Here is a 19028-nt window from a genome sequence, read left to right on the forward strand (position 1 = left end):
GCACGGGGCCGTCTGGGGGCGCGGGCCTTGCGGCGGGCGGTATGCATGGCGCTCATGGGCACATGAGTAACATGCGGTCACCTCATGGTGTGGCCGGGCGCATCCTTGGCCCATCTCGAAGTCACTGGAGCCGCCCATGAGCATCGTCATCAACACCCCGAACGGAAACATTGGCCGTCCCCTCGCGCACGCGCTGCTCGACGCGGGAGAGCAGCTCACGCTCATCAGCCGGGACGCGCGCAAGGTGGAGGACCTGGTGAAGCGCGGCGCGAAGGTGGTGGAGGGCTCCACGGATGACGCGGCGGTGCTGGACAAGGCCTTCGCGGGCGCGAGCGCCGTCTTCTGGCTGACGCCCCCGGCGACGCGGCCGGACTTCATCGAGTGGGCGGAGGCGACGGCGCGGGTGGCGGCGGGCAAGGCGAAGCAGCACGGCGTGAAGCGGGTGGTGGTGCTGTCGAGCATCGGCGCGCAGACGGGCCGGGGCACGGGTCCGGTGGGCGCGCTCCTGGCGGTGGAGGAGGCGTTCAAGGCGGCCGTCGCGGACGTCACCATCCTGCGCCCGGGCTACTTCATGGAGAACCTGCTGCAGTCGGTGCAGACGCTGGCGAGCGCGGGCTCGTTGTTCGTTCCCATCTCCCTGACGCGCGCGCTGCCCATGGTGGCGGTGGCGGACATCGCGCGCAAGGCGGCGGACGTGCTGCTGGACGCGGGCTGGAAGGGCTCGCGCATCATCGGTGTGCATGGCCCCGCGCACCTGACGTACGCGGACGTGGCGCGCATCCTCACGGAGGTGTCCGGCAAGCCGGTGAGCGCCGTGCAGATCTCCATCGACGACTTCCGCAAGGCGATGGCGGGGTACGGCCTGCCCGACTTCCTGGTGGGGCTGCTGGCGGAGATGTACCAGGCGGTGGGTGAGGGGCGCATGGACCCCGCCGAGCCCCGCAGCGCGGAGACCACCACGGCCACGACGTTGGCGCAGTGGGCGAAGACGGTGCTCGTGCCGGCGGTGGAGAAGGCGCGCGCGGCGGCGTAGTGCTGGAGCGTGCGAAGGAGGAGCACCGCCGGGGTGCTCCTCTCGCCCGTGGGGTGCGCCCACGTCAGTTCGAGCGACGGTGTCTTGCGCGGTAGAGGTCGTCGAAGAGGTTCATGATGAGGTGGGCGCCCAGCGCCAATCCTTGCTCGATGTCCCTCGCCAGCTTCGGGTCCGCCTCATAGGCGTCGTCGAGGAAGCGGTAGAAGTCATCGGCGTGCTTGTTGTCGAGCGTGGCGTGGAGCGGGTAGTGGACCATCTGGTCCCGCGCGAGCCAGCCATGCTTGACGATGCTCTCGCCCGTGATGAGGGCGACGGTGCCGAACAGGTCTTCAATCATCCCGAAGACCGCCATGGCGAAGTGGACGGACTCGAAGCAGGCCGTGCCCGCCAGGGACGTGTTGAACGCGAGGATCTCTGGCCAGGGGCGACACTTCTCCACCCGACCGCGCGGCGCGCCGAGGCGCTCCAGGAGCAGGCAGAAGGCGCTGTCGTGGGCCTCGCCGGGCTTTCCGTTGCCGTGCTCGTCGATCACGTTCTCGAGGAGGGGGAGCCTGTCGGAGACGTTCGGCAGCCGGCTCAGGAGCAGGGCCATGGGGCGCGAGAAGTTCGCGACGGCGGTGCGCATGTGGACCTGCGCCTCCACGAAGTCCTCGCGCGAGAAGTCGCCCGAGGTCAGCGCGTTGAGGTACTTGCTGGACTTGATGTGATTGCCGCGCTCCTTGAACGCGGCGATGTAACGACGCAACTGGGGTGTCGCGCTGGGGGAAGCCAGAGACATGAGAGACACTCCTGTGGGTGGGGTGTGACTTCTCGATGGTAATCAGGGGGCTCCGGCGCGGCCAGTTGGTTGTCTTGGAGTTTTGGACTGTCTTTGTCGCGGGGTGTCTGGTTGTGATTGCGGGCCTCGCGTGGAAGGTTTGTTGAATTCACGGGGCGGGTCTTGGATTGCTGCGGGGAGCGTGTGGGCCCGCATGTGGGGATGAGTTGGTTGGCGTGGCCGCGGAAGCATCTGGCGCCCGTGCGGAAGCCTCGCTGCGGGCGGAAGTGTAGATACGCTGCGACCGTCTTTGACCGTTGGCCCGTGTCCGCGCTCGGCGCCAGGGATCATCCACTCCACTCGAGGCTCTCCATGCGTTCGTTGCGCTGTCTCCCTGCTTTGCTACTCCTGTCGCTCGTCTTGGGTTGTGGTCAGGAGGGACTCCCCGAGCCCGAAGCCGAGACGCTCTCCGCGCGAACGGACGCGGCCACCCGCGGCGGGTGGACGATCCAGAATGCGTGCGGCAACGCGGGCACTCCGCCTCAAATCTTCAGCAACACGCTGATGAGTCCCCCGGCCCTCAACATGGGCGGCAGTGCCCCCGCGAACTGGAATCCGGAGAGTGGCCGCATCCGCCGAGGCGGCATCGAATACGTCTCCGCCAATGGCCTGCGCTTCGAACTCATCACCGACAGGTGCACGTACATCAAGGAGGTCAAGGTCGGCACGCGTGTCGTGACGCCGGACTATACGGATGGCTATTGGTATTCCGCCACGGATGCCTCGTACCAGCCCGCGGACCCCAGTCGTTATGGCTACAACCTGTGGATCTTCTTCCCCTATCTGGGAGATGGCTCCACGAACCAGGTGACCATCACCGTGGGGCGCACCTTCGGCAGCGGCGTCGCCACGTACAGCTTTCCGATGGTGCAGGTGGATACCGTCGAGGCGAGCTACGCGTCCGCGCCCATGGGGTTCTCTCGGACCGAGCTGTGGAACATGTTCGGCAAGGCGCTCTATGAGAAGTTCAATCGCGAGACGAACTCGACCGTCATCACGTCGACGGACGGCTCCATGCGCCGCATCTACGACTACGACCCGAGCAGCCTCCAGCTCTCCGTCACCTCGAACGGCGTGGGCTTCTCGTTCAAGTTCAAGACGGACATCAACAACTGGTGCGACCCGACGATTCGCGCCTACGGCACGTTCAAGCTGAAGGCGGACTTCACGGGCATCTCGGTGGATTGGGTGACGGCGCCCCAGGCGAGCCTCGATTGGCCGGCCCTCTGCAGCGCGGTGCAGGTCGTTCCCATCCTCGGCCTCATCCCCAACCTCATCTACGACATCATCGAGAGTGAGGCGGCGGGCAGCATGTCTTCCACCATCGAGAACTCCATCATCGAGTCGCTGCCGGAGACGGGCTCCGTGAGGCTGTTCCTCGCTGGCTCGACGACGCGCACCAACGAACTGCTCGTCAACCTCAGGCTCCCGGCGCCCTCCATCAAGATCAACGTCCCGTATGACGCGTTCGACATGACCCGGAGCGCGACGCTCTTCCCCTCGGGGGAGAACCTGACGCTGCTCGCGAGTGGCCTGGGTGTGAATGATTACGTCGCCGGAGTGACGCCCCAGACGACGCTCTACTCGGGCCCGAGCGGTGTTCCGCGCTACGGCTCCACCACGTGGCCGAACCCGCAGACGTTGAGCCGTGCGTCCAACCCTGTCTGGTATGGCCAGCCCATCGCCCGCTTGCTGGCGCGCACGTGGCCGACGGTGCTCTCCACGTCGACGTACCAGTACTCGCCGGGCTGCACGTTCAAGGCGCACAACACGTTCGGCAACGCGGCGGTGCGCTTCGGGGTGAATGACACGGTGACGGATGCGCAGCGGCTTCGCGGTGTCTTCGGCGCGGCCCCGGGCTACTCACTGCGGGTCGTCTTCTTGAACGAGTTCAACCCCACGACCGGGGATGGCGCATCCCGCTGCGGTGGCATGACGTCCGGCCCCGTCGTGTCTTCGGATCTGGGCGCCCTGGCGAGTCCGTAGTTCGCCTGTCGGACGACGCGGACGGTCAAGGCGCCGAACGTCCGCCAATCACCGGGAAGCGCTCATAGGCTCGCAGGAGTGCTTCCACGTGGGTGGGGTTGTCCAGATCGAGCGGTTCCTCGGTGAGCTGAACGACCCAGCCCCCCGATGTCGTGCGCCGCGCCCGCGATAGCAGCTCGGAGTCGCGGGCCGGGTCGGGAAAGCCGATGGCTTGTGCGGCTGCCGCGGACCAATGGTTCAGCCACCCGAGGAACCAGGGACTCTCGGGCGCGGGGAGTTTCTCTGGGAGGTTGAGCATGGGAAGCCCACGGGGGGAATGCGCTGGTCCTTGAGGTGCGCGGCGGAACTGCCGCGTGACTTCCGAGCCGTAGCCGTACGGCGACGCATGCCCCCAGAACGAGCGCGCCTCTTCCGCCAGTCCCTCGAGCAAAGCGGAGGCGACCGTCAGCACGTGGCCATCCAGTGGCACCTCTGCATGGACTTCTGAAAGGGGCTGGCCGCCTGGACCAAGGAGGCCAGGTCTTCCTCTGGCGTTGACCGTCACGGGGTAACTCGAATCCCCGTTGCACAGGATGGGAAACTTCCCGTCCCGTGTCCTGTCCACGAGCCAGGCATCTCGCTGCTGCAGTGCGACGGGGTGCTCTCCTTGACCTATCTCCCACTCCAGGCGCAGGCCGGGGAGCGCCTTCTCCATCGCCTGGACGACGGCGAGTGCGCGGCCGTCCTTGCCTGTGAGCGGAGGCGCGTAGGCGACGAGGGTGAGGGCTTTGCGCCGGTTCATCGGTTGCACCCCGTGACGACGACATTCAGCGAGAAGTCCGCTTCGATCAGCGCGTCTGCGTGCGCTTGGGTACTCACCCCGATGACGAAGTCATATCCACAGTCTACCGCAGCGGCTCGCTCCCTGTAGATCTGCTCCAGCTCCCTCTCGATTTCGCGCCTGCGGATGAAGTCAGAGTAGGTGTCGAATCGGTGTGTCTTGATCTCCCAGAGCACCCGTACACCAATACATCCATGCCGGGATATTGGTTGGGTGGAAGCCTGTCGGCACCGGAGGGAATACGTCTTGTTCGGATGGCCCGGGTTTGGGCGTTCGTTGTGCGGAGGAGTTTTTGAGGAGCTCCGTTTGTGTCTCGGCTCGCGCGGACCCACGGGATGTCCTGCGATGTTCAGATGCCCAATCCAATGGCAGCGGCCCCCGTGGAGGCGACGCTGCATCTTCCTGTGATATCGCGAAATTCGATCCGATCATGGTCGAGCGCGTGAAAGCACCGCTCCACAAGCACGCCCCATTCGTTGGATGCCTCCCTCACGACGCATCGTCCTCCATCTGCCCACGGCAACGTCGCGGCTCTTTGGAGGTTGGCTCCCTCGGAGAGCGGGCCGCTGGGGCTTTCTGACTCGGCGCCGATGTCGCGCAGGCTGAGAGAAAGAGCAGAAGTGCGGCGCAGGCGCGGAGTCGCATGGTCACGTCCCTTCAATCAGGCCAGGGTATTGTGGGTCAAGGCGGGCTTGCTCCGAGGATGCTGGCCGGCCCTGCATGGACAGTGGCTTCTGGCACGTGTCGATTCTCGCGGTGCCTTGGGCCGGGTACACACTCGTCCTCGATGGACTCTCGGTCGTCCTCTGCTGGCTCGTGTCCTTTCGACGCTTCACACTTCTTCATCTGAGCGTCATCTCTGTTCATCCGCGAGGCGGCGCGGAGAGGGACAATGGCCTCTTGGAAAGACGTTGTGCGTGGAGAGCGAGTCATGGCTTCGGGACAGGGAATCATCGGCGGATTGTTGGGGCGGTTGTTCTTCCGGGAGGCGACGGTGGAGCGCGTCCGCGAGGTGTCACCGCACTTCCGCTGGGTGGAGTGGGTGGGGGACGGCCTGCGGGACGTGGCCTGGAGCCCTGGTGACAAGGTGCAGGTCTATCTCCCGGGCGAGGGCATGCGGACGTACACCCCGCTGGGCTGGGACGCGGCGTTGGGTGCGACGCGCTTCCTCGTCTATCTCCATGGCGACGGCCCTGGCGCGGCGTGGGGACGCGCCATCAAGCCAGGGGACCGGTGCCAGTTCTTCGGGCCACGCGGCTCCATCGACCTGAAGTCCCTGCGTGGCCCCGTGGTGCTCTTCGGCGACGAGACGTCCTTCGCCGTCGCGCACACGCTGCGCAACCTGCGGGCGAGCACGGCCGACGTCGAATACGTGTTCGAGGTCTCCGAGCGCACCGAGTCGGAGTCCGTGCTCACGGAGCTGGGGCTCACCGGTGCCGCGGTGGTGGAGCGACAGGCGGCGGACGCGCACGCGACGGAGGTGGCGTCGCGGGTGCGCGCGGCGCTGGAGCGCAGACCTGGCGCTCAGCTCGTCCTGACCGGCCGCGCCCGCTCCATCCAGGCCCTGCGCTCCACGCTGCGCGACAGTGGCGCGCCCCACGCGGGGCAGAAGGTGAAGGCCTACTGGGCAGACGGCAAGCGTGGCCTCGACTGAGGCTCACAGGGGGCTCCCTTCTCGACGAGACGGATGACGGGTGCCACACGCTTTTGACGCAAGAGCCTTGCGTGGGGCCCCGCGTCGCGTGAGACACGGGCCCCATGGACCCGCGCGCCCCTGGCTCCCGTAAGTCGGACCCTTCCTACGACGTGCTGCACCAGCAGCAGCGCACCCGTCAGCCCCTGGATGTCCTCTTCAAACCGCGCAGCGTCGCGGTGGTGGGGGCCAGCGAGCGTCCGGGGAGCGTGGGGCGCACCGTCCTCTGGAACCTCATCAGCAACCCCTTCGGCGGCACCGTCTATCCCATCAACCCCAAGCGGCCCAACGTGCTGGGCATCCGCGCCTGGCCGTCCCTGCGCGCGCTGCCGGAGTCGGTGGACCTGGCCGTCGTCGTCACGCCCGCGGCCGCCGTGCCCGACGTCATCCGTGAATGCGCGGAGGTGGGCGTCCAGGGCGCCATCATCATCTCCGCGGGCTTCAGGGAGACCGGGCCCGAGGGCGCGGCCCTGGAGCAGGAGGTCCTCCAGATTGCCCGGGCCGCGGGCATCCGCATCATCGGCCCCAACTGCCTGGGCGTGATGCGTCCCCCCACGGGCTTCAACGCCACCTTCGCTGGCGCCATGGCCCGGCCGGGCAACGTGGCCTTCATCAGCCAGAGCGGCGCGCTGCTGACGGCCATCCTCGACTGGAGCCTGCGCGAGTCGGTGGGGTTCAGCGCCTTCGTCTCCGTGGGCTCCATGCTGGACGTGGGCTGGGGCGACCTCATCGACTACCTGGCCGATGACCCGATGACGCGCTCCATCCTCATCTACATGGAGTCCATCGGCGACGCGCGAGCCTTCCTCTCCGCCGCGCGCGAGGTCGCGCTCACCAAGCCCATCATCGTCATCAAGGCCGGACGCACGGCGCAGGCCGCGCAGGCCGCCGCGTCCCACACCGGCACGCTCACGGGCAGCGACGAGGTGCTCACCGCCGCCTTCCGCCGCTCCGGCGTGCTGCGCGTGGAGTCCATCTCCGACCTCTTCTACATGGCGGAGACGCTCGCCCGGCAGCCCAGGCCCTCGGGCCGCCGCCTCACGGTGCTCACCAACGCGGGAGGGCCCGGCGTCCTCGCCACCGATGCGCTCGTGGCCGGCGGAGGCGAGCTGGCGGTGCTCGGAGACGACACGCTCGCCGCGCTGAACACCTTTCTTCCTCCCCAGTGGAGCCACGCCAACCCCGTGGACGTGCTGGGAGACGCGGACCCGGAGCGTTACGCGCGGGCGCTCGAGGTGGCGGGCAAGGACCCGAACAGCGACGGCCTGCTGGTCATCCTCACGCCGCAGGACATGACGGAGCCGACACAGACGGCGGACCGGCTCAAGCCCTACGCGAAGCTCGGGCACAAGCCCGTGTTGGCGAGCTGGATGGGAGGCTCCGAGGTCGCCGCCGGTGAGCGCATCCTCAACGACGCGGGCATCCCCACCTTCGGCTATCCCGACACGGCCGCGCGCATCTTCAATTACATGTGGCGCTACGCGTACAACCTCTCGGGCCTGTACGAGACGCCCACGCTCACCGAGGAGCCCGCCGGGCGTCGCGACGTGGCCCGTGGGCTCGTGGACGCCGCGCGAGCCCAGGGCCGAACGCTGCTGACGGAGTACGAGTCCAAGCAGTTGCTCGCCGCCTACGGCATCCCCACGGTGGAGACGCGGCTCGCCACGACCGAGGACGGCGCGGTGGCCGAGGCCCAGTCCCTGGGCTTCCCCGTGGTGCTCAAGCTCCACTCCTACTCGGTGACGCACAAGACGGACGTCGGGGGCGTGCGGCTGGACCTGCGGGACGTGGACGCCGTGCGCGCGGCGTTCAGGGGCATCCGGGAGCGACTGGTGGAGCTGGGACAAGGAGACGCGTTCGCGGGCGTCACCGTGCAGCCGATGGTGCGGCTCGGCGGCTACGAGCTCATCGTGGGCAGCAGCCTGGACCCGCAGTTCGGCCCGGTGCTGTTGTTCGGCGCGGGCGGGACGCTGGTGGAGGTGTTCAAGGACCGGGGGCTGGGCTTCCCGCCGCTCAACACCACGCTGGCGCGCAGGATGATGGAGCAGACGCGCATCCTCCAGGCGCTCCAGGGCGTGCGCGGGGCGAAGCCCGTGGACCTGGCGGAGCTGGAGCGGCTGCTCGTGCGCTTCGGCCAGCTCGTGGTGGAGCAGCGCTGGGTGAAGGAGGTGGACATCAATCCACTGCTCGCCTCACCGGAGCGACTGCTCGCGCTGGACGCGCGCGTGGTGCTGCATCCCCCGTCCGTGACGGAGGCCGAGCTGCCCCGGCTGGTCATCGAGCCATATCCGCAGCAGTACGTGGCGCCCTTCCGGATGAAGAGCGGCGAGGAGCTGTTGCTGCGCCCCATCCGCCCCGAGGACGAGCCGGCGATGGCGCGCTTCCACAAGACGCTCTCCGAGCAGACGGTGTTCCTGCGCTACGCGGGGCTGATGCAGCTGAGCACCCGCGTGGCGCACGAGCGCCTGGCGCGCATCTGCTTCAACGACTACGCGCGCGAGCTGGCGCTGGTGGCCGAGCGCAAGGGCGGAGAGCTGCTGGGGGTGGGGCGCCTGACGCGCCTGCGAGGCACGGAGGACGCGGAGTACGCCATCCTCATCAGCGACGAGGTGCAGCACCAGGGCTTGGGGACGGAGATGCTGCGCCGGCTGGTGGAGGTGGGCCGCGCGTGGGGCGTGCGGCGCATCGTCGCGGACATCCTCGCGGGCAACCGGGCCATGCAGAACGTCAGCAAGCAGCTCGGGTTCTCCATCCTGCCGCACGAGGAGCTGGCCCCGGACATGGTCAAAGCGGTGAAGGTGCTCTGAGCCATCTCCGGGGCCGGTGACGCCCCGGGGTCAGCGGGCCTCGAGGTCCAGCTCGAGGTCGAACGCGACGTCGCTCGACTCCGCGTTGGCCTGCTTCACCATCACCGCGATGATGTTCTCCCCCTCGACGAAGACGGAGCCGTCGAAGCTGAAGGTGCTGAGGACCGCGTCCTTCACCACGCCGCTGGCGAAGACGCCGTGCTCCATGCCGTTGTCCATGTAGCGCGAGAAGACGAGCCGCCCGTTCACCCAGACGGCCACGCCGTCATCATGGAGCACCTGGAGGTGCGCGGTGCGGATGGCCTCGTCCAGGGTGAGCTTCTTGCGGAAGTACACGCTGGGCTGCACGGGGTTCGTCTTGGTGAGCACCGTGTGCTCGTCACCGTCGCCATAGCCGAGCCGACCGGGCCCCTGCCGCCACGCGCTGTCGTTGAAGCCCAGGGAGGTCCACTGCGCGCCGGGGCTCACGTTGCGGTCATCGAGCTTCCAGTATTCCCCGAAGGCGATGGCCTTGAACCGGGGCGTGGCGGTGATGGTGAACGGCAGGTCCGTCTTGTCCTCGATGTCCGGCCGGGCGCCGTCCTGGATGCGCAGCACGCCCTGGGACGTCTCCATGCGCGGTACCTTCCACTCGTAGAAGCCGATGTTCGGCACGCCCGTCGCCACGGTGCTCCAGCTGGCGCCGTTGTCCTGGGAGAACTGCACGTCGACGGTGTCGACGCCCGCGCCGTGGGTCATCCACTGCACCGTCTGCAGCTGGCCCGGCCGCAGCGTCTCGCCGCCGTTGGGGCTCTCCAGGAAGAGGGCGTCGTGCTGCATGCCGTCCGTCGTCACCTTCAGCTCCAGGTCAAAGGACAAGTCGCTGGAGGTGGCGTTCGCCTGCTTCACCATGACGGCCAGCGTGTTCTCGCCCATCGCGAAGCGCATGCCGGGGATGGTGGTCTGGCTCAGGTGGTTGTCGGAGCTGGCGCCCTGGGCGTAGGCGGAGTGCGCGGGATTGGGAATCAGGCTGTTGAACACCTGCGTCCCGTTGAGGAACACCGCCACGCCGTCATCGTGAATCACCTTGAGCGTGGCCTGCTCCACCATGCCGTGCAGGGTGAACTTCTTGCGGAAGTACACCGTCGGATGCACAGGCGTCGTCTTCGTCAGCACGGTCCGCTCGTCCGCCTCGCCATAGCCGAGCTGCGCCAGGCCCTTCTTCCACGCGCTGTCGTTGAACGTCGCGGCCTTCCACGTCGGACCCGGGTCGATGTTGCGGTCGTCGTACTTCCACTCGGCGCCGAAGGCCACGGCGGTGAAGCCCGTGTTCGGTGGCGGCTCCGTGGGCGGCGGCGTGGTGCCATCCCCGCCGATGCGGATGATCTTCGCGACCGACGGCACCTTGCGCCCGTTGAGCAGGAACAGCATGTAGTGCCCGGGCGGCGCCACGTTGGGGTTGGGGGGCGCGACGACGTTGAGCCCGCCGCCGCTCGCGGTGAAGCGCAGCTTCATGAAGCGCTGGTTCTCGTCGAACGCGTGCGTGACGGAGCCCAGCCGCACCCAGGACGCCATGGTGATGTTGGCCGCGTCCGGCGTGTTGACGCGGAAGGTCTCCCCATAGCTGATGGCCGCGGGCGCGGAGGAGATGGTGGGACGCGGGCCCTTGAAGAGGTACGGCGGCGAGTAGACCTGCATCGTCTTCACGTTGCGGCTGCCGGCGGACAACAGGCGCCCGTCGGGCAGGAGCACCGTGGTGGAGTGATAGCCGCGATAGGTCCCCAGCGGGGCGAGCAGCGACCAGGTCTCCTTGACCGGGTCCCACAGCTCCGTCTCCAGGCGGGGGTAGTTGGGGTTGTCCGTGCCGGGGCCGCCGTGGCCGCCGGTGACGAGCACCGTCCCGTCCGGGAGCACGGTGCTGTTGTGCTGCCGGCGCACGTAGCGCATGGGGGCGACGGGGCGCCACGCGGGCTTGGTGACGTTGAGGTCCAGCACCTCCACGTTGTTGGTGGGCGGGTTGTCGCCGCCGGTGATGAGCACCTTGCCCTCGTCGTACATCACCGCGCTGCCGTAGTTGCGGCTGGCGGTGTAGGTCGTGCGTGGGCCGCTGGTCCACGCGCCCACGCCATCCGTGTCCAGGTAGCGCGAGGGCCTCCAGTAGCCGGACATGAGCGTCTTGCCCGAGGGCATGACGAACATCCACGGGTAGTACATGAGCTCCAGGCTCGCGCCGGTGAGCGTCCGCCAGGAGCCCTTCGAGGTCTGCCACACCTGGGGAATGAGGTTCTTGGTGCGGTCCTCCTTGGCGCCGCCAATCACCAGCATGTCGCCGTTGGGCAGGGTGGTGACGGTGGGGTACCAGCGGCCCGCGTTCATGTTGGGCAGCCGCGTCCAGGTGAGCTTGAAGGGGTCGAAGATGGCGGCGTACGGCAGGCCCGAGTCATCCGCGATGTGGCCCCCGGCGATGAACAGCCGCCCGTCCGCCATGAAGGCGTGACCCGAGCAGAAGATGTTGAAGCCCGCCTTGGGCAAGGGGGTGAGCGCGTCGGTGGCGGGGTCCCAGAGGTAGGGATTGTCGCCGTCCGCGAACTCGGAGAAGAACATCACCTTCCCGGTGGGCAGCACGTGGGTGTGGACGGCGGAGTAGGGCCACTTCTTGACGGGCGTCCATTGGCCGACGACGGCCGGGTCCGTGGACTGTGCCTGGGCGACCGCGACCGAAACCCAGACGGAAAGCAAGGCGAGACGCCATCGATGGAACATCATGCTGCCCCTTTGTTGGCCGGAGGTCGCGCAACGGTAGGCATGCGCTCGGGCCCCCACATCGTTCCGGCGTGCGTGGCCAATGACGCGCGGTGGACCGTGCCATGGGCCCCTCGTCGTGGCTCGTACGGGGGGCGCTCCGGGATTTCACAGCGGACGGGAGGCGGGGGCTGCTCTAGAGTCCGGCGGTGATGGCCACCCCTGAATCCCAAGCGCCGCTCGCAGCCCTGCTCCCCAAGAAGGGAGAGCCCGCGCTCGACCCGGACAGCATCCTGGACCGTTTCGTCGGCTATGTCGCATCGAACGGGCTCAGCCTCTACCCCGCCCAGGAGGAAGCCATCCTGGAGCTGCTCGCGGGCAAGCACCTGTTCCTCAAGACGCCCACGGGCTCCGGCAAGTCGCTGGTCGCCACCGCCCTGCACTTCAAGGCCATGGCCGAGGGCAAGGTCTCCTTCTACACGTGCCCCATCAAGGCGCTGGTGAACGAGAAGTTCTTCGCGCTGTGCGACGCCTTCGGCGCGGAGAACGTGGGCATGCTCACCGGCGACGCGAGCATCAACCGCGACGCGCCCATCATCTGCTGCACCGCCGAAATCCTCTCCAACCTCGCGCTGCGAGACGCGGGGGCGAAGGTGGACTACGTCGTCATGGACGAGTTCCACTACTACTCGGACCGCGACCGCGGCGTGGCGTGGCAGATTCCGCTCATCGCGCTGCCGCAGGTGACGTTCCTGTTGATGTCGGCGACGCTGGGCCCCACGCACATCATCGAGGAGAGCCTGCAGCGGCTCACCGGCCGCGAGGTGGCCACGGTGCGAAGCGCGCAGCGCCCGGTGCCGCTGGACTTCGACTACCGCGAGTCCGCGCTGCACGAGACGATTGAAGACCTCATCGCGCGCAAGAAGTACCCCATCTACCTGGTGAACTTCACGCAGCGCGCCGCCGCCGAGCAGGCGCAGAACCTCATGAGCGTGGACTTCTCCACCAAGGAGGAGAAGGAGGCCATCCGGCTGGCGCTGATGGACGCGCCCTTCGACACGCCCTACGGCAAGGACTTCCAGCGCTTCCTTCGCCACGGCATCGGCATGCACCACGCGGGGCTGCTGCCGAAGTACCGGCTCCTGGTGGAGAAGCTGGCGCAGGGCGGGCACCTGAAGGTCATCAGCGGCACGGACACGCTGGGCGTGGGCGTGAACATCCCCATCCGCACGGTGCTCTTCACGCAGCTGTTCAAGTTCAACGGCGAGAAGCTGGCGACCCTGAGCGTGCGCGACTTCCAGCAGATCGCCGGGCGCGCGGGCCGCAAGGGCTTCGACAACGAGGGCAGCGTCGTCGCGCAGGCGCCCGAGTACGTCGTGGAGAACATCAAGCAGGCGGCGAAGGAGGCGGCGGGCAAGAAGAAGGCGCCCAAGCAGAAGCCTCCGCAGAAGAACTTCGTGCAGTACGACAAGAACACCTTCGATCGGCTCCAGACGGGCATGCCCGAGCCGCTGGAGTCACGCTTCGCGGTGTCGCACGGCATGATTCTCAACCTGCTCCAGAGCGACCACGTCCGGGGCACGGGGGGCTACCACCGGCTGGTGCAGCTCATCCAGCGCTGCCACGACTCGGACTTCCTGAAGCGCCGGCACCTGAAGGAGGCGGCGCGGGACTTCCGCACGCTGCGCGGCGCGGGAATCGTGGAGGTGGTGCGAGGGGAGGGCGGCTCGGGGGCCTCGGTGAAGGTGGCGCAGGAGCTCCAGCACGACTTCAGCCTCAACCACACGCTGTCGTTGTACCTGCTGGAGACGCTGGAGCTGTTGGACCCGACCACGGAGACGTACGCGCTCGACGTGGTGACGCTGGTGGAGTCCATCCTGGAGAACCCGGAGGTGGTGCTCTACGCGCAATTGCACCAGCTCAAGGGCGAGAAGATTCAAGAGATGAAGGCGCAGGGCGTCGAGTACGACGACCGGATGGAGCAACTGGAGAAGCTGGAGTGGCCCAAGCCGAACCGGGACTTCATCTACGGCACGTTCAACGCCTTCGCGCGCAAGCACCCGTGGGTGGGCGAGGAGAACATCCGTCCCAAGGCGGTGGTGCGGGACATGTTCGAGCGCTTCATGTCCTTCCACGACTATGTGCGGGAGTACGGGCTGCAGCGCAGCGAGGGGGTGCTGCTGCGCTACGTCAGCGACGTGTACAAGACGCTGGCGCAGACGGTCCCGGAGCGCTTCCGCACGGAGGAGGTCGAGGACATCATCGACCACCTGCGCGCGACGATTCGTCAGGTGGACTCGAGCCTCGTGGACGAGTGGGAGCGGATGCGCAACCCGGACGCCGTGGTCGAGGCGAAGCCGGCGGTGGAGCTCAAGCCGAAGGAGCTCACCGAGGACCCGCGCGCCTTCGCGGCCCGCGTGCGCGAGGAGCTGCACCGGCTGCTGCGCGCGCTGGGACAGAAGCGCTACACGGACGCGCTGACGCTCCTGGACAACCCGCTGGGCGAGTGGACGGCGCCGAAGCTCGAGCAGGCGATGGTGCCGTACCACGAGGAGCACAAGATGGTGGTGCTCACGCCGCAGGCGCGCAAGCCGGCGAACACGTTCCTGAAGGAGACGGGCCCGCGGCTCTGGGAGGTGCAGCAGCGCATCATGGACCCCGAGGGACATGGGGACTGGATGATCGACTGCGAGATTGACTTGCGAGATCGGCGGCTGGACGAGGGGGCCATCCTCATCCTGCGGCGCATCGGGCCGTAGCCTTCAGCCCTGGGGGCCGGGCTTCACGGGCTCGGCCTGGGCGTGCTCGGTGGGGACGGGGGTGACCTCGCCGTCACCGAGCACGGACTCCTCGACGTCGAAGTCGCCCTTGCCGTCGGGGACGAGGACCATCTTCCAGTCGAAGGTGGAGAGGATGATGCGGTCGGCGTCGCACTGGACCTCGACCGTGGTGTCCTCGACGGTCCACGAGCCGACCCAGACCGTTGTCTTGTCGACGCACTCGGTGTTGCCGCACTCCTCGGTGGAGGCGACCCAGAGGCGGCCCTCGGGCGCGGAGGCGCAGGCGACGGGCTCGACGTGGCGCAGGCGCGGCGGGGCCATCTCGTCGGGGGCACCGGAGAAGAGCTCCTCGGGCGGCGGTGGAGTGAGGCTCGGCTCCAGCGTGGTCATGTCTGGCTGCTCGGTGGGCTCAGCGAGCGTTGTCGACCGCGCGAGCGCCCCGGACGCGGCCAGCGAGCCGCACATCACCGCCACCTTCCACCACCCTGTCGTCCACATGACCTTTCACTCCTGTGCGGCGCCGTGGGCCGCGTCGTGTGCACAGGGGTTGTGCAAGGCGCGGACCGGGCTTGTGTGCGGTCGATGGGCCACAGGGGCTCGTGGCGTGTGCTCACGCGAGGCGTGAGGCCAACGCCTGTCCCGAACCGTCCGGTCATGGCTGGGGCCGCGCCATTCGCCTGTGCCGGTGCTGATGCGCCGTTCGTGCACGCCGAGCCTGGTACATGGAGGCGCGTGGTGAGGGGCCGTGGCGGTGGCGCGGAACGCCAGCGTTCAGGTCGTACCGGGGGCGGCGGCGGCCAAGTCACGAAGCCAAGGCGCGTCGCTGACGGTTCAGGAGGCCTGGCGGAGCGGGCGGGTGCGGCGCCGAGTCACGAAGCCAAGGCTCGTCGCTCACGGTTCAGGGGGCGCGGCGGAGCGAGTTGCGCGCGGAGAGGGTGGGGGCGGCGCCGAGTCACGAAGCCAAGGCGCGTCGCTCACGGTTCAGGGGGCGTGGCGGAGCGAATTGCTCGCGGAGAGGGTGGTGGCGGAATGGGGATGCCGGAAGGTCGGGCCTGGGCCAGCTCCCGGGCGCTGCGCGCGAGGTTCTTGTCCTCGGGGGCGAGCTTGCTGGCGCGAGCGGCGAGGTCGCGAGCCAGCTCCAGTCGGCCCGCGCGGAGGTGATGCTCCGTGGCCACGCTCAGCACCCCGGGGGCCTCGGCGGCTTCCGCGAGCGCCATTGCCACCGTGTCCTCGAGCGGACGGGTCGCGAAGTTGTGCCCCGGCAACAGTTGGATGGCGCGCGCATAGGCGCGGAGCGCCTCGGCATGACGACCGAGTCCCGTGAGCGCGGCGGCGCGCAGGTGGTGGGTGACGGCCACGTCGGGAATGGTGGCGAGGACCGCGTCCGCGTCCTCCAGCGCACCGGTGAAGTTCCCCCAACGCAGGCGCGCGAGCCCTCGCGCATGTCTGGCGCTCAACAGGTCGTGGATGGCGAAGAGCTTCGCGTCCCAGATGGCGCGCCGTCCCTCCGCATCGGTGGCGAGCGACTCCGCGCCCGCCACCGCGAAGGCGAGGGCGTCCAGCGTGCCGCCTCGAACATCCAGCGACGCCTCCGCGGACTTCAACGCGCCGGCGCGGTCGCCACGTGACAGCAGGCAGTCCGCCACCACCAGGGCGGGGTCCAGCGAGGTGTCATAGAGCGCTCCGCGATAGCCCGCGTCCTGGGCCGCGTGTGCGGCGGGGAGGGCCTGGTCGCAGTGGCCGGCGCGCCGTGCGAGCTCCGAGGCGAAGTAGAGGTCCATGGGCGTCTCCAGGCCCAGCTTCTCCACGGACAGTGCTCCCGAGCGCTCGGCGACCACCGGCGATTCGAACGGCACGCCGCGCAGGGGCCTCGCTAGCGCGGTGAACGGGTGCGCGGCCTGGAGCTGCTCGAAGGCCTGCGTCGCCTCGTCATACCGGCCCTGCTGGAGCGCGGTGTTGAGCGCCGTGCCCGGACTGCCCACGGCTTCTGTCCGCGCGAGCATCCGCTCCACGTCGCGTACAAAAGGGAAGAACGTGGGCAGGGCGAGACAGAGCGCGAGGCCGACGGTCAGCAGTCCGAGGACCCGGGGCTCGCGCCGTGACTCGAAGGCCATCACCGCGAGCGCGCTCGCGAACAGCGCCCAGGCGGGAAGCGCGGCCAGTCGGTAGCGGCTCACCACGTAGAAGCCCACGGCGAGCGCGGTGCTCGCGGCGAGGTAGAGCACGATGAGCCCGACGCTTCGTCGTCGCGCGAGCAGGGCGCCGAGTCCGGCCACGCCGAGCAAGCCCAGGACCTGGGCATCGAGGAGAGGGAGCCCCGCGAGGTGCGCTTCGGCGCGGCGCACCTCGACCAGGTCGTGGCCTTCCGGGCCGAAGAGGAAGAACGCCAGCTTCCGGCCGAACAATCCGAGGACGGTTCCTGGCTCCTCCAGCGCGAAGTTCAGCGTCTTGCGCATCCAGTACAGCTCGGTGCGGGAGGGGGACAGGTCTTCGCCCGCCTCGGCTCGGGCGAACTGTCGGTAGAGGCTGTGCGCGTGGTCGGGGCGCTCGGGGGAGCGCAGCTGCGCCTCGTACTGCTTGATGAGCGTGGGCGGTTGCGCGCCCAGTCCCGTGCCCTCGGGGCGGTTTCCCATGTGCAGCACGGCGCCCGCGCTCATGGTCGCGCCGAGGTGTGAGCCCACGGTCGCGCGGATGATTTGAGCGGGCAGCCAGGAGGAGAACATCCCCGTGCCCAGCAACAGCGCTCCGGCGAGCAGGCTCGCGCGGCGTGTCTCGTGGCGGCGCTCCCAGAGCATCCAGCCCGTCGCGAGGACGAGGATGGCGAGGCCCGTGGGACGCGTCGCTCCCGAGAGTCCGAGCAGCACTCCGGCGCCAACCAGCCAGTACTTCTGGAAGGTAGGGCGCGCGTGGGCCAGCATCGCGAGTGCGCCCAGGTTGAGGACCATGACGAGCAGGTCCGGCTCCAGCGTGGCCTCGTAGAGGAGGACGGGCGTCGTCACCGCGACGAGCGTCGCGGCGAGCAGTCCCACGGGGCGCGACAGCAGCCGCGCGCCGAGCACATAGACGGCGATGAGCCCGAGCGCTCCCGCGATGCTCTGGACCCAGCGCAGCGGAGTGGGGGAGAGGGCCACGTTGAGGATGAGGTACAGGGGGCTGAAGTCCGCGCCCTGCTCGGGGAGCATCCGGCCCGACGTCAGCAGCCGCGCGCTGTCGGGGTACTTGGCGAACATGGCCCCGGGCAGGAGGACGAGCCCGAGCGCGACATGCGCGACGCACAACACCAGCAGGACGATGGGGACAAACCCACGGGGGAAGGGCCGACTCATGCTCACGGAGGGCACCTTACCGGATGTGCCCGCCCGGAGCGTCAGGGCTCGCTCGGACGCGTGCAGGGGCGGGAGGTATCGACCCGAGCAGGCGACCTTGAACAGGCTCCCCTCGGCAACGGGCTCACGTCAGGTGGTCCTTGCTCCGGAGCGTCGGGCCCGCAGGTAGTCGACGAGCGCTCGAAGCTTGAGCGGAAGCTGGGTCCGACTCGGGTAGTAGAGGAAGAGGCCGGGGAAGGGCGGGCAATAGTTGGAGAGCACCCGGACGAGGCGCTTGTCGGCCAACTCCTGCTCGACGGTGTGCTCCATGACGTACGCGAGCCCCACGCCATCGAGTGCTCCACGAACCATCAGCTCGTTGTCGTTGACGACGAGCCGCCCCTCCACGGCGACGGTGAGGTCCCGGCCCTTGTCGCTGAACTCCCAGCGGTACACGGTGCCACTCCTGAGGTGGCGGTAGTTGATGCAGTCGTGCGCGTGCAAATCCCGTGGATGCTTGGGCCGTCCGCGCTCGCTCAGATACGTGGGTGAGCCGACCACCGTCATGCGCAGGTCGTCGGTGAGTCGAAGCGCCACCACGTCCTTGTCGAGCATCTCGCCGAGTCGGATACCCGCGTCGAAGCCGTGCTCCACGATGTTGGTGATGCCGTCGTCGACGACGATGTCGAGCTTGAGCTCCGGATTCGCCGCGAGGAATCCCCCCAGGATGGAGTCGAGCACCGCCGCGATGGCCAGCCGGGGCACATTGAGTCGCAACGTGCCGGAGGGACGCCCGCGCACCGCGTCGAGTGACTCGAAGGCGGCGCGGATGCTCGCCATCGCGGGCCGGAGCTGCGCGAGGAAACGCTCGCCTGCCTCCGTGAGACCGACGCTCCTCGTCGTGCGCTGGAGCAGTCGCACGCCTACCCGCTCCTCGAGCGCCCGGATGCTCTGGCTGAGTGCCGACGGCGTCACGCTCAACTGGGCCGCCGCGGCCGTGAGGCTGCGCTTGTCCGCCACCGCCGCCAGCGCGTTCAGCCCCGAGTAGTCGTCTCGCATGTGCATC

12 protein-coding genes are annotated in these 19028 nt (G+C 68.5%); 5 read left to right on the forward strand and 7 right to left on the reverse strand.

Going from position 1 to position 19028, the window contains the following annotated elements; translation table 11 throughout:
• Positions 1-136: 136 nt before the first annotated feature.
• The gene (locus tag FL311_RS14400) at positions 137-1033 is read left to right on the forward strand and encodes an NAD(P)H-binding protein (RefSeq protein WP_141325716.1); all 897 of its coding nucleotides are present in this window, start codon (positions 137-139) and stop codon (positions 1031-1033) included.
• A 64-nt stretch (positions 1034-1097) separates the two neighbouring features.
• Here FL311_RS14400 and FL311_RS14405 read toward each other — a convergent pair whose 3' ends face one another.
• Positions 1098-1811 (reverse strand): iron-containing redox enzyme family protein, encoded by a 714-nt coding sequence (locus FL311_RS14405; RefSeq protein WP_141325717.1) that lies wholly within the window; start codon positions 1809-1811, stop codon positions 1098-1100.
• 351 nt (positions 1812-2162) lie between these two features.
• On the opposite strand from FL311_RS14405, the gene FL311_RS14410 reads away from it, so the two are divergent.
• Positions 2163-3836 carry a hypothetical protein gene (locus tag FL311_RS14410; protein WP_141325718.1) on the forward strand — a complete coding sequence of 558 codons (1674 nt, stop codon included), beginning with the start codon at positions 2163-2165 and terminating at the stop codon, positions 3834-3836.
• Positions 3837-3861: 25 nt separating this feature from the next.
• Here FL311_RS14410 and FL311_RS14415 read toward each other — a convergent pair whose 3' ends face one another.
• Positions 3862-4617, reverse strand: coding sequence for a DUF5953 family protein (locus FL311_RS14415; protein ID WP_141325719.1), 756 nt, complete (start codon positions 4615-4617; stop codon positions 3862-3864).
• Entirely contained in the window at positions 4614-4832 is a 219-nt protein-coding gene (locus FL311_RS45060) for a DUF6310 domain-containing protein (protein ID WP_228556871.1), read from the reverse strand. The genes FL311_RS14415 and FL311_RS45060 overlap by 4 nt, the downstream gene beginning before the upstream one ends.
• Positions 4833-5587: 755 nt before the next feature.
• Between FL311_RS45060 and FL311_RS14425 the strand changes: the two genes are divergently transcribed.
• Together FL311_RS14425 and FL311_RS14430 are read left to right on the forward strand one after the other, a co-directional pair.
• Positions 5588-6310, forward strand: coding sequence for a siderophore-interacting protein (locus tag FL311_RS14425; RefSeq protein ID WP_141325720.1), 723 nt, complete (start codon positions 5588-5590; stop codon positions 6308-6310).
• Positions 6311-6414: 104 nt separating this feature from the next.
• On the forward strand, positions 6415-9156 hold the full coding sequence (locus FL311_RS14430) for a bifunctional acetate--CoA ligase family protein/GNAT family N-acetyltransferase (protein ID WP_141325721.1): 2742 nt from the start codon (positions 6415-6417) through the stop codon (positions 9154-9156).
• 30 nt (positions 9157-9186) lie between these two features.
• On the opposite strand, the gene FL311_RS14435 is transcribed toward FL311_RS14430, so the two are convergent.
• A complete protein-coding gene (locus FL311_RS14435) occupies positions 9187-11874 on the reverse strand; it encodes a galactose oxidase-like domain-containing protein (protein WP_228556872.1) in 2688 nt (895 codons plus the stop codon).
• 215 nt (positions 11875-12089) lie between these two features.
• On the opposite strand from FL311_RS14435, the gene FL311_RS14440 reads away from it, so the two are divergent.
• Positions 12090-14636, forward strand: coding sequence for an RNA helicase (locus FL311_RS14440; protein WP_141325722.1), 2547 nt, complete (start codon positions 12090-12092; stop codon positions 14634-14636).
• Positions 14637-14639: 3 nt separating this feature from the next.
• Here FL311_RS14440 and FL311_RS14445 read toward each other — a convergent pair whose 3' ends face one another.
• The 3 genes from FL311_RS14445 to FL311_RS14455 all read right to left on the reverse strand — a co-directional run bounded on the left by FL311_RS14445 (position 14640) and on the right by FL311_RS14455 (position 19021).
• Positions 14640-15155 (reverse strand): hypothetical protein, encoded by a 516-nt coding sequence (locus FL311_RS14445; RefSeq protein ID WP_141325723.1) that lies wholly within the window; start codon positions 15153-15155, stop codon positions 14640-14642.
• A 476-nt stretch (positions 15156-15631) separates the two neighbouring features.
• Positions 15632-17983, reverse strand: coding sequence for a glycosyltransferase family 39 protein (locus FL311_RS14450; protein WP_141325724.1), 2352 nt, complete (start codon positions 17981-17983; stop codon positions 15632-15634).
• A 129-nt stretch (positions 17984-18112) separates the two neighbouring features.
• The gene (locus FL311_RS14455) at positions 18113-19021 is read right to left on the reverse strand and encodes a LysR family transcriptional regulator (RefSeq protein ID WP_141325725.1); all 909 of its coding nucleotides are present in this window, start codon (positions 19019-19021) and stop codon (positions 18113-18115) included.
• Between the last annotated feature and the right edge of the window lie 7 nt (positions 19022-19028).

Origin of the sequence: Myxococcus sp. AB025B (assembly GCF_006518215.1) — a bacterium.
Classification (GTDB): domain Bacteria; phylum Myxococcota; class Myxococcia; order Myxococcales; family Myxococcaceae; genus Myxococcus; species Myxococcus fulvus.